General features: G+C 52.1%; 12 protein-coding genes. 4 read left to right on the top strand and 8 right to left on the bottom strand.

The annotated features are described in order from the left end of the window. Positions 1–23: 23 nt before the first annotated feature. Positions 24–542 carry a spermidine N1-acetyltransferase gene (gene speG, locus JQN73_RS13715; protein WP_370551364.1) on the bottom strand — a complete coding sequence of 173 codons (519 nt, stop codon included), beginning with the start codon at positions 540–542 and terminating at the stop codon, positions 24–26. 206 nt (positions 543–748) lie between these two features. Then, the gene (locus tag JQN73_RS13710) at positions 749–3268 is read right to left on the bottom strand and encodes an acyl-CoA dehydrogenase (protein WP_205319443.1); all 2520 of its coding nucleotides are present in this window, start codon (positions 3266–3268) and stop codon (positions 749–751) included. Between the two features lie 450 nt (positions 3269–3718). On the opposite strand from JQN73_RS13710, the gene JQN73_RS13705 reads away from it, so the two are divergent. The 3 genes from JQN73_RS13705 (at position 3719) to JQN73_RS13695 (ending at position 5408) form a co-directional block, all read left to right on the top strand. Next, on the top strand, positions 3719–4603 hold the full coding sequence (locus tag JQN73_RS13705; RefSeq protein ID WP_205319442.1) for a neutral zinc metallopeptidase: 885 nt from the start codon (positions 3719–3721) through the stop codon (positions 4601–4603). Positions 4604–4709: 106 nt separating this feature from the next. Then, a complete protein-coding gene (locus JQN73_RS13700) occupies positions 4710–5102 on the top strand; it encodes an MAPEG family protein (RefSeq protein WP_205319441.1) in 393 nt (130 codons plus the stop codon). Between the two features lie 84 nt (positions 5103–5186). Continuing rightward, positions 5187–5408, top strand: coding sequence for an RNA-binding S4 domain-containing protein (locus JQN73_RS13695; protein WP_205319440.1), 222 nt, complete (start codon positions 5187–5189; stop codon positions 5406–5408). A 62-nt stretch (positions 5409–5470) separates the two neighbouring features. Here JQN73_RS13695 and JQN73_RS13690 read toward each other — a convergent pair whose 3' ends face one another. Beyond that, positions 5471–7828 (bottom strand): heavy metal translocating P-type ATPase, encoded by a 2358-nt coding sequence (locus JQN73_RS13690; RefSeq protein WP_205319439.1) that lies wholly within the window; start codon positions 7826–7828, stop codon positions 5471–5473. A 158-nt stretch (positions 7829–7986) separates the two neighbouring features. Between JQN73_RS13690 and cadR the strand changes: the two genes are divergently transcribed. Beyond that, positions 7987–8442, top strand: coding sequence for a Cd(II)/Pb(II)-responsive transcriptional regulator (gene cadR / locus JQN73_RS13685; RefSeq protein WP_205319438.1), 456 nt, complete (start codon positions 7987–7989; stop codon positions 8440–8442). 161 nt (positions 8443–8603) lie between these two features. Here cadR and JQN73_RS13680 read toward each other — a convergent pair whose 3' ends face one another. The 5 genes from JQN73_RS13680 to JQN73_RS13660 form a co-directional block, all read right to left on the bottom strand. Beyond that, positions 8604–9551, bottom strand: coding sequence for a carbohydrate kinase (locus JQN73_RS13680; protein ID WP_205319437.1), 948 nt, complete (start codon positions 9549–9551; stop codon positions 8604–8606). Positions 9552–9730: 179 nt separating this feature from the next. Beyond that, on the bottom strand, positions 9731–10978 hold the full coding sequence (locus JQN73_RS13675; RefSeq protein ID WP_205319436.1) for an ROK family transcriptional regulator: 1248 nt from the start codon (positions 10976–10978) through the stop codon (positions 9731–9733). Between the two features lie 255 nt (positions 10979–11233). Continuing rightward, the gene (locus JQN73_RS13670) at positions 11234–11686 is read right to left on the bottom strand and encodes an RbsD/FucU family protein (protein WP_205319435.1); all 453 of its coding nucleotides are present in this window, start codon (positions 11684–11686) and stop codon (positions 11234–11236) included. Then, positions 11679–12473: an ATP-binding cassette domain-containing protein gene (locus tag JQN73_RS13665; protein ID WP_205319434.1), complete on the bottom strand. Its 795-nt coding sequence runs from the start codon at positions 12471–12473 to the stop codon at positions 11679–11681. Before JQN73_RS13665 ends, JQN73_RS13670 begins: the two co-directional genes overlap by 8 nt. Positions 12474–12475: 2 nt before the next feature. After that, the gene (locus JQN73_RS13660; protein ID WP_205319433.1) at positions 12476–13456 is read right to left on the bottom strand and encodes an ABC transporter permease; all 981 of its coding nucleotides are present in this window, start codon (positions 13454–13456) and stop codon (positions 12476–12478) included. Positions 13457–13536 lie beyond the last annotated feature (80 nt).

Genomic DNA, 13536 nt, shown 5'->3' with positions numbered 1-13536 from the left:
TTCAACGCTCTAGTGTCCTTTACTCACCGCTGACGCTTTTCCAGATATTCGACTTGAAACATGCACATTCGAATCGCATCGCGATATTCACCGTTGACGAAAAATTCGCTACGTAATTCGCTCTCAAGTGCGAAACCGCATTTATCGTAAATATGAATCGCCTTGTGATTCTCTTTATCGACGTAAAGATAAAGTTTATAAAGATTGAGCACGCAAAATGCGTATTCAATCGCTAGCCGGCAAGCAAGTTCTGCATACCCTTTCCCCTGCGCTGCGGGCGCGACGATGATCTGAAATTCTGCGCGGCGGTGAATATAATTGATTTCCACCAACTCCACCAATCCGACCATTTCACTGGCGTCGCTCTCAAGGATAAATCGCCGTTCGCCCTGATCGTGAACGTGTTGATCGTAGAGTTGCACCAGCTCGACATAGGCTTCATACGGCTCTTCGAACCAATACCGCATGATGTGACTGTTGTTGTCGAGTTGATGGACGAAATGCAGGTCGTTGCGTTCCAGGGGACGCAATCGGACGCCCATTTTTGTGAGTGTGGTCATGATTAGTTTCTATTTAAGACTATCGTTGGTATTTCTCTTGCCGTGATCTTTACGTTTTATCTGCGCCTTATTTGCTGCTGTTTTTGGCTCTTTTCCTGCAGTTCCCGTCAGACGAATTTGCTGCACTAATTTGCTGAATAAGCGGTCGATTCCCCCCCTCTGACCGCGCCATTCGATCCGATGCGCCATCATTGATGATATTGCTGAAGCTGGCTCAGTTGATGCCTTTTTTGAAGTGCCTCAAGCCGATTCAAATCTTGCGGAAAATCATCAACCTGCACACTGATGTCACCACAATGCGCAAAATCGCTTAATACCGCATTCTCCTCCTCGGTAATAAATCCCCCGACCAATGCCACCTCTATCCATTCGTGCATTTCTATCAAACTTTGCGGTATCGGTGCCAGAGCGCCCTCCCTGATCGCTGGCTTCAGGCGGGCTTCAATTGCATTCACTGCGGGGATTAACTTAAACGCCAGTTCGCCATAAGCAGTTGGCGATTGCGTAGGCTCCGGTAAGAAAATATCGGCGATCAGGCGGTCACGGCCGGGGCCATCGGTTTGCATCGCACGTGCCAGCGTGCTGTCGAGCGCATCAGATGGCTTGCAATAAGACAGCCCGAACGGAAAGGCAACCAGCCGCAACAACCATGCCAAAACGCGGTTCGGATAGTTCGCCAACACACCCAGACAGGCCTCTTGCGCCTGATGCAACGCATCCTGTGCAGCCCAATGCACATAGGGCAAATCGTCTTGTTGACGACCGTCGTCTTCATAACGCTTCAGGACACTCGACACCAGATAGAGTTGCGATAGCACATCACCTAATCTGGCCGAAATCCGTTCTCGGAATTTGAGCGAACCGCCCAGAACAAACATCGATGCATCGCTCAATAACGCAAATGCCGCTGACAGTCGATTCACCGCACGATAAAAATGGCGCAGCTCGACCGGTGCGGCTTTGGGCGCAGGCAACCACGTTCCTGCCGAGATTCCACCCAACAGGGTGCGGGCGAAATTAGCGAAAACAAAACTGCAATGTCCGAAAAAAGCCTGATCGAAATCTTGTAGCGCTTTGGCCTCGTCCGGCTCCCCTGCAGCGGTCATTTCTTTCAGCACATAGGGATGACAACGTATCGCCCCCTGTCCGAAAATAATCAGACAGCGCGTCAGGATATTTGCCCCTTCCACCGTGATCGCAATCGGAACCTGTTGATAAGTACGCGCCAGAAAATTATTCGGTCCCATGCAGATACCTTTGCCGCCCAGTATATCCATACCAGCATTCACAATCACGCGCCCGCGTTCGGTCACGTGATATTTGGATATCGCCGAGATCACCGAAGGCTTCTCGCCGCTATCCACCGCCATCGCCGACAATCTGCGCGTCGCATCAATCAAATACAGATTGCCGCCCATCCGTGCCAGCATTTCATGAATGCCCTCAAACTTGCCTATCGGAATTTTGAACTGGTTGCGCATCGCCGCATAGGCGCTGGTGCCGCGCACCGCCAGCTTTGAAAATCCTACCGTCGAAGAGGGAAGCGATATCGCCCGGCCAGCGGCCAGACACTCCATTAACATACGCCAGCCCTTGCCAATCTGCGCACTGCCGCCAATGACCCAGTCGAGCGGGATAAAAACGTCCTTGCCGGAGGTCGGCCCATTTTGAAATACTGCATCCAAAGGCCAGTGACGACGCCCCGTAACGACGCCCGGGTGGTTGGTAGGTATCAAGGCGCAGGTAATGCCCAGATCGCCCTCTCCATGCACGTCGAAGGTACCCTCAGACGACAATAACCCGTCTGGATCATGCACCCTGAATGCCAGCCCTAACACCGTGGCTATTGGTCCTAAAGTAATATAGCGCTTGTCCCAGGTGACGCGAAAGCCCAACGTCGGCTGTCCATCGTGCATACCTTGACACACCACCCCAACATCGGGAATCGCAGCCGCATCGGAACCGGCATAGGGGCTGGTTAACGCAAAACAAGGGATTTCATCACCTGCCGCCAGGCGCGGCAAATAATGTTCTTTCTGCGCATCAGTGCCGTATTCCAGCAATAATTCTGCTGGGCCTAGTGAGTTTGGCACCATCACTGAAATAGCCGCTGCCGAACAATGCGACGATAGCTTCATGATGACTTGGGAATGCATATAAGCGGAGAAAGCCTTACCGCCATACTGCTTGGGAATGATCATTCCCAGAAAGCCTTTATCCTTGATAAACTGCCACGCATGCGGCGGCAAATCTTGCCAGACTTCCGTCGTTTCCCAGTCGGTAAGCAAGCCGCATAGCTGCTCGACTTCATTATCCAGAAATGCCTGCTCTTCCTCACTTAAGGCTGGCGGTGCCATGGAAAGCAGTTTCGTCCACTCCGGCTTACCGGAAAACAATTCGGCATCCCACCAGATCGTTCCCGCTTCAATCGCATCCCGTTCGGTTTGCGACATACGCGGAAGGATCCTTTTAAACACCTTCAGAATCGGCTTGGTCAGCAGGCGCACCCGCAGTGGTTTAAGCGCAACGATCAACGCAGGCACAAACAATAACAACGTCAACAAAATGGTCGCTAACAGGCCAATCCGCGCCAACTCAAAACCCGCTGCGATCCAAAGCGCTATTGCAACCAGCCAGATCAACGCGCTGACGCGCAAAGTCATGAGTCCGATACCAACAATGATCAGCGCTGCGATCCAATAAATCATGCTTTCTCCTCATTAATGTTTTGCGACAATGCCTTCGAAATCGAGCGCCTGCTTCATCGATACTCGGCACATGTAATAGATAAACCCTCATCCACCGCTTTACGCAGTTTTATGACCGCTTCAAGCCTATTGACGTTGGTCCCTTGCCACTAGGCAAAAGTTCAACTAAATCAGACTAAGTTAGGTGCGTTAGGTGCAAGCGAACCAAGTCAACCTGGGAATTCAGATGCACGCGCCATCAATTGAGTGTATGAAAAGCTAACTAAGCTATCAATTTAATATTGCGGATAGATTAAAGATTGTGTGTTTCGCGGGGTGGCAAGGTGAAACCGGTGCGACAATATTACTTATCAAAAACACATATAAAGAGTGCTCAAGTAGGAAATTTTCGGTACCTTGCCGCATCAATATTCCGTTAAAATCGTGCAGACATCGTTCAGGGAGATCGCCATGAAATGGGACGGAAATAGGGAAAGTGACAATGTGGAGGACCGCCGCAATGAAAGCGGTGGCGGTGGCATCGGCGGCTTCGGAGGTGGTCGATCAATTGGGATCGGGACCATTGTCATTGCGCTGGTGGCGTCGTATTTCTTCGGTGTCAGCCCAATGACGGTCATTAATCTGCTGAGCGGTGGCGGCGGTCCACCGCTTCACTCTCAACAACAAGGCCCGGCCCTTGCCCCTCCTGCAACCGACCAGACCACGCGATTTGTCTCAACGGTATTAGCGGACACGGAAGACGTCTGGACCGAGATTTTCCGTAACGGCGGCAAAACCTATGCTGCACCCAAGTTAGTGCTGTTCTCCGGCGCAACGCCGACCGCCTGCGGTACTGGTCAAACCGCTACCGGCCCGTTCTATTGCCCTGGCGATCAGAAAGTCTACATTGACCTGACTTTTTTCCAAATGATGAAGCAACGCTTCAACGTCTCCGGGGATTTCGCCCAAGCCTACGTCATCGCGCATGAAGTCGGCCACCATGTGCAAAATCTGCTCGGAATAATGGGAAAAGTGGATAAAGCCCGCCGCCAGGCAACCGAAATCCAGGCCAACGCCCTGTCGGTTAAACTGGAATTGCAGGCTGACTGCCTGGCAGGGGTATGGGCGTTCCACGCCAACCAGGAACGCAAAATTCTGGAACAAGGCGACGTCGAGGCCGCATTGAACGCTGCCAACGCCATCGGCGATGACGCTTTGCAGCAGAAGGCGCAGGGCCGGATCGTGCCGGACTCTTTTACGCATGGCACTTCCGCACAACGGGTACGCTGGTTTAAACAAGGTCTTGCTAACGGTCAAGTCGCAGCTTGTAACACTTTCGATACGCAAATGCTGTAACCTGCCAGAGCTTTCACCCGGTCGTCGTTACAAGTGACGACCATTTCCCAAGGAGCCAAGTCCGACAGGCTCTTCTTAAACCGACGCATATTTTTTTGGAGTCACCATGACCATCGCTTACTGGTGCGTGCTAATTGCAGGATTAATGGCACCTTGTACCGTTGCTATCGCCAAATGGGGCCGACGTGATTTTGACAATAGCGAACCACGGGCCTGGCTAGATAAACAATCCGGATTGCGACGTCGCGCAGATTTTGCCCATCGTAACCATTTCGAAGCATTTCCCTTTTTCGCCGCTGGCGTCATCATCGCGCATCAGGTGCATGCGGCACAAACCACCTTGAACACGCTGGCATTGGTATTCATTGCGGCTCGCCTGATCTACACCGCGTGCTATCTGACCGATAAATCTTCCCTCCGCTCACTCGCATGGGTGATCGGTTTTGCGGCAGTGATCGCCCTGTTTGTTCTCTCGGCAATGGCACCAGTCGGGCATTAAATACGGTCTGAAAGGCCGCCGGTCAGCTGCCGCCCTGCTGAAATATATTTCTTATCCTACGTTTTACAATTACTGGAATTCCATATGCAACAGCTTACATTTAATATCGAAGGCGAATACGTCGAACTCAATCAGCTACTCAAGTTGACCGGTGTCTGCGATAGCGGTGGTGCAGGCAAAGCAATTGTCGCCAGCGGTGACGTCTCGGTAGACGGCAATGTCGAACTACGTAAAACCTGTAAAATCCGCCCCGGTCAGATAGTGACATTAGGCGATATCAAGATTCGCGTGTTGGCCTCGGAATAAGCGTTTTTTTATTGCTGCGTACGGGTGACTGTTATCAGTCACGATCATCAGTCACTCTTACTCTAACGTAGCGCCCGCAACAGTCGCAAGCCATTAAACACCACCAGCAAACTGGCGCCCATATCGGCGAACACCGCCATCCATAAGGTTGCTTCGCCGGTTAGCGCCAGCACTAAAAATACGGCTTTGATGCCCAGCGCCAGCGTAATATTCTGCATCAAGACATGATGCGTTTTTTTGCTGAGCCGTATAAAGTCCGGAATCTTGCGCAAATCATCATCCATTAACGCCACGTCGGCCGTTTCGAGCGCGGTATCGGTGCCAGCCGCCCCCATTGCGAAGCCAATGTTTGCTTTCGCCAACGCAGGTGCATCGTTGATACCGTCGCCTACCATCCCCACCGTACCGTAACGCTCGATCAAATCGGTGACTGCATTTAATTTATCGTCCGGCAACAAATTACCGCGGGCATCAGTAATGCCTACTTTTTGGCCGATTGCTTGTGCGGTATGAGGATTATCCCCGGTAAGGATGACCGCCGCGATGCCCATTGCGCGCAACTGCGCAATCGCCTCCACACTGGTATCGCGCACCGTATCGGCTACCGCCAGCATTAATAATGGGGTAGTCGCGGAGCACAACACGATGGTGGTTTTACCCTGCACTTCCAACGCCGCCAGCTGCGCCTCCAGGATTGGACTACAGATGCCCATATCGTGGACCATGCGGTGATTGCCAAGATAAAATAGTTGTCCCTCGATCTCGCCTTTTACCCCCAGACCAGTTAATGCCTCAAAGTCACTTACGGCAAGCAAATCGGCCACCTCGTTGGTCGCTTGCCAATGTGCCGCCACTGCGGTTGAGACCGGATGATCTGAGCGGTGGGAAAGGCTGGCGGCCAAAAGCTGGTATCGCACGAGGTCTGATGTGAAGTTTGCCGACGGGTTCGTCGCCAGCGAGGTGATCAACTGAGAATCCGTGACAACCGGTTTGCCCACGGTCAGCGTACCGGTTTTATCCAGCGCCAACGCCTTAATCTTGCATCCCATTTCCAGATACACGCCGCCTTTTATCAATAACCCATGTTTCGCCGCCGCAGCCAGTCCGCTGACCACCGTTACCGGGGTAGAAATTACCAACGCACAAGGGCAAGCAATCACCAGCAAGACCAAAGCCTTGTAAAGCCATGGATAAAACGCGGTGCTCAACAGCAAAGGAGGCAACACCGCCACCAGCACCGCCATGATCACCACCGCAGGGATGTAATACTGCGCAAATTGATCCACGAAGCGCTGCGTGGGCGCGCGCTGGCCTTGCGCCTGTTGCACGCTTTTAATAATCCGCGACAAAGTCGAATTGACTTGCAGCGCCGTCACTTTATATTCAAACGCGCCGCGCTCATTAATCGTACCGGCGAACACCTGATCCCCGGCTTGTTTGACCACCGGCATACTCTCGCCGGTAATCGGGGCCTGATTGATCGTCGTCTGTCCAGCCACGATGAGGCCATCAAGCGGCACCCGCTCACCCGGCTTAACTCGCACCAATGCGGCCATGATAACCTGTTCAGTGGGGATTTCCTGCCAGCTTCCGGCCGCATCCTGCACCGTTGCCTTATCCGGTGCCATTGCCATCAATCCCTTGATGGCATTGCGAGCGCGATCCAACGACAGCGCTTCGATCATTTCAGCCAACGCGAACAAGAAAATCACCACCGCCGCTTCCGGCCATTGCCCGATTACCGCAGCGCCGATAACAGCCAGCGACATCAGGAAATTCATGTTCAGCGAAAAATTCCGCAACGCAATCCAACCCTTTTTTAAGGTGTCCAGACCACCGGTAAAAATGGCCAATAAAGCCAGACTGATTACCAGCCAGGAAGTTTCATTGCCACTGGTCCAGGCCACGACTTCCGAGCCGACCGCCGCGATGCCGGAAATTCCTATCAAGAGCCATTTACTGCGCGCAATTTTGAAAGCCCCATCGCCCAACTCGGCACTCAAGCCGGTGATGCCTGTAAGCGTGTCTGATTTCAAGGCGGGATCAAGATCAAGCGCCTTCAAAGAGCTGATGATCGTTGCCACCGAATCCAGATGATGCTGCACCGTCAGTTCGCGCTGGATCAGGTTGAATTGCATTCCGACGATACCGGCCATATTTTTAAACCGGTCTCGGATAAGCTTTTCTTCGGTCGGACAATCCATCTTTTGAATCAGGAAGACCGCCTCAGCGCTACCAGCTAATGCTCCCGCGCTGGCAAACGGCACGTTGATTGCATGCACGTCGTGCTTGTTAATAGGGTCGTGGCTGTGGCTGTGGCTGTGGTCGTGGTCGTGGCTGAGGCCGTGGGCATGCCCGGCATGATTATCCGAAGACACAGACTTGTGGTCATGCTTATGGTCGTGCTGACAACTTCCCATACATCGCTCCTGAATTAACTATTGGATCACCTTGCTTATTTAAAACCCTGTAGCTACTATAGAGTCAAGCAGTAGTGCAAAAAATCGTCAACAAATGTCGAAAATGTTGAAAAATGCACTATTTTTAGCGCGCTTCACTTCAGAAAGGCACGAGCAATATGACAACGACCACGCTAAAAATCGGCGAGTTATCCGCACATTCCGGATGCCCGATTGAAACTATCCGGTATTACGAACGGGAAGGTTTATTACCGCTTGCGGCGCGCTCGCTCGGCAATTACCGACTATACGGACCAAGTCACGTTGAGCGCCTGCAATTTATCCGCCATTGCCGCTCGCTGGACATGACGCTGGAAGAAGTCCGCAGTTTGTTGCAATTTAGGGATTTACCAGAGGAGAATTGCGAAAAAATTAATAGCCTGCTGGACCACCACATTGACCATGTCGCGAATCGCATTACGGAATTAAAAGCACTGCAGTTGCAGCTAAAGCAATTACGCAGACAATGCCATAGCGTACAAGCAGCTAAAGACTGCGGGATTTTGCAGGGCTTGGCGAATATGGACGACGAAGCGGTGGTTAATTTAGGGAGTCATGGCGGCGGGTGCCATTGAGAAGGAAACCTAACGAAAGGATACCTCCGCTTCAACAGAAGTGTTGATCTGAAAGAATTTTCTCGGATTAACAAGTGACACAAGTGACACAAGTGGCAGAAGCGAATATCGCGTAGTGTCAATAATTCTGCGCGAATGTCGATTAAATCACGCGTACAAACTTACAGACGCCCACTAAATTGCAACGTTTCGTCCCATGTTGCCGGATCACAGCCAACCCGCGTGATGTTGATACTGGCGGCGGCAATCGCATGTCGTAGCCCGTGACGTAAAAACTGTTGATCCAGCCGTTCCAGTTCTTGCACCGATGTCAGTTTGCCCGAGCGCGCCAGATAGGCTATTAATCCGGCATGAAAGCAGTCTCCTGCGCCAACTGTATCGACCACAGTCAGATTGTCCGGCACTGGCAATTCGACCTGATGCGTGCGCGTCAGCAAGGCTGCAACCTGCGCACCACGCGTGAGAGCAATCAGCTGCAATGAGGAGGCATGGAATAAAGTGTCGGCCAGCTCTGTCAACGTAGCTGTGCCGAAACCAAGAACCTCCAGATCCTCATCACTGACTTTAACGATATGCGCCGTTGCAATCGCGCGTTTTACGCCGTCGACATAGTCATCCCGATTGGGCACCACCAGTGGGCGCAAATTGGCATCAATCGAGACAATCGCTTCCCGCTTTTTGGCCTCGCTAATCGCAGTAAGAATTTTTTCCACATCATCTGGAACTAAGGCCAAACCACCGGTGTGCAGCAATTCCAGATTCTTAGGAAAATGTGCTATCAACGACGCGGCGCTGATGTCCCGGTCTGCTACCGCTTCACGGTGGAAAGCGTACGTCGGCGACCCTTGCGCGTCAAGACTCACCACCGCAAGCGAAGTCGGCCGCGCGCTTGGAGCATCGGTGCCCAGACTGACGCCATTTTCTGTAAGAAGAGAATAAAATTTCCTTCCGAATTTATCCCGGGACAGGGGATTCAGGTAAGTGGTAGCGACGCCCTGTCGCGCCAATCCCAGCGTGAAATTACAAACCGAGCCGCCAAGACAAGCCTGAAATCTGCCGTCCGGTTGCTCGATCAAATCGACCAATGCTTCTCCAATTGTCGCTATCATAATATTCTCGTTCTGCTCGTTAATTGACGTAAAAACCAACCACTTGAACGGGCGGCGGCGTAGCTGTTTTTGGGCAACTGTGCCGCAGATCCGCATCTATCTGGCGTCACCATTCCGGCGTTAATTTTTTGTTTTATTTGCCTGGTAAAGGAAGTTCGTTTTTTAGTGCGCACTCGGCGTTAATTGCTTAACTTCAAAAACAAATCCCGATCAGGGGCAAAGTTGGCATAAAGCGGCAATAGCGCGCCGCCTATCGCGCGGGCGTCCGCGCCGATGGTTCCGGCAAGTATTTCTGGACGCGACACACCTTCCCAATTGTAATACCCGAGCGCGCTTTCTACTTCTTCGATGAGTTTTTCGAGCAAGGTTCGATCACAAGATCCATCGATAATGATTTTGTCCAGATCCAGCAAGCAGGTGGCGCTGTTGATGGCAAGTGCGATTGCACGGGCGGCATCATCGAGCCACGCGCTTGTATGCGTCATCCAAGGCGCGTGTAATGCACGTTCATCAAAGGATGCGGACTCGTCCAGACCCGCCGCAGCAAACAATTGTTCGAGCTTGAAAAGGGATGCATCGCTTACCAATTGTTCCGGCGCGGTTGTGCTCTCCCTGCTCGCCAAGCCGAGCGGGATCGAGGCAAGTGCGCCCGCATTCCCGTGAAGACCGCCGCGCAAATGGCTGTCGATGACCAGCCCGCCGCCGATAAAGGTGTCGACAAACACATACAAGAAACTCCTAATACTTCTGCCTCTGCCAGCGACCAGTTCCGCTACACAGGCGGCCGCGGTGTCTTTGGCGAACTCTACCGGCAAATCCGTCATTGCTTGCACGCTCTCCCGGATATCAAGCTGCTTCCATTTTTCTGCTTGCTCAGAAGGCATTCCAAGAAGCATTTGCCACCCGCCCAATGCCAACGGTGCCGCAATACCGATTCCGCTGAGTCGTTTTGTTCGCTTGGGACCGAGCAGCGCACGCATGTTTTTTAATTGCCGTTTAATTTCGGCAAACAGCACATCAGAATCAGGAAATGCATACGACAAAGAAGAGCGCTCGCGTGCGTTCCCGACAAAGTCGACCAGCAACACATCCAGACTGCGGCGACCAATCTTGATGCCAATAGAAAATGCACCGTCCGGATTCAACGCTATCGGCACAGAGGGTTGGCCAACCTTGCCGCGCAACGGCGCGAGCTTGATCACCAGGCCTTCTTCGAGCAGGCGATTAATGATGAGTGATACCGTTTGCGTACTGAGCTTGGTGAGCCGGGCAAGGTCGGCTTTTGGCATGCTGCCGTGAAATCGTATCGCTTGCAACACCACGCGCTCGTTAAACTGACTCATGCCAACCTGATTCGAGCCACGTGGCTTGAGCCATTCACTATCGTCGTGTTCCCCTAACGATGATTCCGTGCGTGCATTTTTCATATTTATAGAAGCGGTTTCACCGCTTACTTTCTTAGATAAAAGTATGCATTTCTTGCGAATTATCGCCAATTTTGTTCTCATGACAAGAAAATATAACGGCATAATTACACACTTTTCCAGCCTCGGCCCGCGTAATGCGTTTCCCTCGCGAGGCCCACCATTGCTAAATCTGCAAGCGTTTGTTTTTAGCGTCGCGTCATCCGTTTCGGGTGAAATCTGCCTTAATTTCCTTTTTGGGCATTGCTGCACATTTAGCTATGCACTTAGCCAACTGATTACGCCTTTTTTGAAAATAAAATTTGCGTAAGATTGCATCTCACCTGTTTGTACAATCGCATACGCGTGTTTAACTCGCTCATAAAAAATGAACCGTTCCATCGCTTCACATCGTTCGGACGCAGCCGAACCAGAGGTCTCCAGCAATTCGATTACCGATAACTGCACAGAAGATGTGTGGGCCGCCGGGGCATCCGATACCCGCATGTAGGCGACCGGTTGCGTGACTGCAGTGTCTAGCGGGAAGACCGATAAAATGGCGGCGCACGTCCGATACAAATCGCACCCTGGCAGCCTGATGATCGGCTTGCCCTGCCCCAGAGATTCGGCGGTAAAGTTGGCGTCCACCACCGCGATTTCATCGCCATGACCCATTTCACAGAGTATCTTCAGCAGCGCCGGGGACAACAGCGGATCGATACCTTTAAGCATGTGCATCCTTCGGCAGATCTTCAGGGTTCTTGGCACCGGTCATCACGGCGACGGTATCTGACATGCTGATGTGTTTAGGATCGACCACTGCCACGCGCTTGCCCAGGCGCTGAATGTGGATGCGGTCGGCGATCTCGAAAACATGGGGCATATTGTGACTAATCAGAATCACCGACAGGCCTCGGTCACGCACCCGCCGAATCAGTTCGAGGACCATATTGCCCTCTTTCACGCCCAATGCCGCCGTTGGCTCATCCAAAATTACGACATGCTTGGCAAAGGCGGTGCTGCGCGCAACTGCCACGCCCTGACGCTGACCGCCGGATAAGGTTTCCACCGCCTGATTCATAGAGCGAATACCAATTTTCAGATCCTGCATATGCTTGATTGCCTCTGCCAGCATTTTCTTCTTGTCGATCACCTTCAGAAATTTTCCCAGAAAGCCTGCTTTCACTATTTCACGTCCCAGAAACAGATTTTCCGCAATGGTCATCGCGGGCGCTACAGCCAAGTCCTGGTAGACCGTTTCAATCCCGTAACGACGAGCGTCAATCGGCGAGCGAAACTGGACCACCTGACCATCCAGCATCATCTCACCAGAATCAGGCACGATAGCGCCAGAGAGCGCCTTGATCAAACTGGATTTACCTGCGCCATTATCACCAATCACCGCAAGAATTTCGCCAGCACGAAGGTCAAAGTCGACACCATCCAATGCTGTCACATGGCCGTATCGTTTAATGATGCCACGCGCCTGAAAAATAGTGGTTGAAGTATGCGTCGTCATTTTCAACCTTTCTTGTGCGTGAACTGGTCGGTAGCGACTGCCAGGATGACCAGAATGCCGGTGACCATTACCTGAAACACGGACGGTACGCCCATCAGGGTTAAGCCATTTCGGAACACGCCGACAATCAAGACGCCGATTAGAGTGCCGCCAATCATCCCTCGTCCACCAAACAGGCTGGTACCGCCGAGAACCACCGCCGTGATGCTATCAAGATTATCGGTTTGACCCGCCTGCGGATCACCAACACCCATGCGAGCCACAGATAGGAGCGCGGCAATACCGTATAGCAAACCGGCCAGCATATACACATTAAGAAGTACGCGATCAGTGGCAATACCGGTCAGACGTGCCGCTTCGCGATTATTGCCGACGGCATAAATATGCCGACCGGGTGCGGTATCTCGCAAGTAAAACCACGTCAGCAGATACAGCGCCAACATCAACACAGTGCCATACGTAATATTCGTCTGACCTAGCTGAAACGTATTGCCAAAAAATAGTAATGCGTCAGGCAAGTTGGTCACCGTTTGGGCACCGGAATACACCTGGGTGATCGCAAACACAATGTTCATCGTCCCTAGAGTGACAATGAATGCCGGCAATCTGACTTTGGTCACTAACGCCCCGTTCAGGTAACCAACCAATGTGCAAGCCAGCAAACCACAACCCACAGCAAGATAAGGATGCACACCATGGTCCGTCGCGAACTTGGTCATGACCACCGAGCCTAACGCCATTGCCATACCGCACGACAGGTCGATACCGGCTGTCAGAATGATCAGCGTCTGTCCGATGGCGATCACCCCAACCACCGTCACTTGTTGAAGAATCAGAGAAAAATTTTGACCACTTAGAAAACGGTCGGATTGCATTGAAAAAAATAAACATGCTGCCAACAGTGCAATACATGGTCCCAACGAGGACAGCGGAGGTAATCGGTTTAGGTGTGAGCGATCTAAATAAAGCTTCATAAGCTGCATAAATAGGATTCCATGTTGGTCCAAAAAAGGGCTGGCTGTTGTCCGCTTATCGATTTGAAAACCCATCGATTGTTCGCCAG

The organism is Glaciimonas sp. PAMC28666, from assembly GCF_016917355.1.
Taxonomy (GTDB): domain Bacteria; phylum Pseudomonadota; class Gammaproteobacteria; order Burkholderiales; family Burkholderiaceae_D; genus Glaciimonas.
Note: the sequence above shows the minus strand (reverse complement) of the source record. Positions and strands in the feature narration are given on the sequence as shown.

Bases quoted from the DNA above. Each gene is read 5' to 3' on its own strand.
- JQN73_RS13680 (WP_205319437.1), bottom strand. From the start codon at position 9,551: ATGATAGCGACAATTGGAGAAGCATTGGTCGATTTGATCGAGCAACCG.
- cadR (WP_205319438.1), top strand. From the start codon at position 7,987: ATGACAACGACCACGCTAAAAATCGGCGAGTTATCCGCACATTCCGGA.
- JQN73_RS13675 (WP_205319436.1), bottom strand. From the start codon at position 10,978: ATGAAAAATGCACGCACGGAATCATCGTTAGGGGAACACGACGATAGT.
- JQN73_RS13705 (WP_205319442.1), top strand. From the start codon at position 3,719: ATGAAATGGGACGGAAATAGGGAAAGTGACAATGTGGAGGACCGCCGC.
- speG (WP_370551364.1), bottom strand. From the start codon at position 542: ATGGGCGTCCGATTGCGTCCCCTGGAACGCAACGACCTGCATTTCGTC.
- JQN73_RS13690 (WP_205319439.1), bottom strand. From the start codon at position 7,828: ATGGGAAGTTGTCAGCACGACCATAAGCATGACCACAAGTCTGTGTCT.
- JQN73_RS13695 (WP_205319440.1), top strand. From the start codon at position 5,187: ATGCAACAGCTTACATTTAATATCGAAGGCGAATACGTCGAACTCAAT.
- JQN73_RS13700 (WP_205319441.1), top strand. From the start codon at position 4,710: ATGACCATCGCTTACTGGTGCGTGCTAATTGCAGGATTAATGGCACCT.
- JQN73_RS13670 (WP_205319435.1), bottom strand. From the start codon at position 11,686: ATGCTTAAAGGTATCGATCCGCTGTTGTCCCCGGCGCTGCTGAAGATA.
- JQN73_RS13665 (WP_205319434.1), bottom strand. From the start codon at position 12,473: ATGACGACGCATACTTCAACCACTATTTTTCAGGCGCGTGGCATCATT.
- JQN73_RS13710 (WP_205319443.1), bottom strand. From the start codon at position 3,268: ATGATTTATTGGATCGCAGCGCTGATCATTGTTGGTATCGGACTCATG.
- JQN73_RS13660 (WP_205319433.1), bottom strand. From the start codon at position 13,456: ATGCAGCTTATGAAGCTTTATTTAGATCGCTCACACCTAAACCGATTA.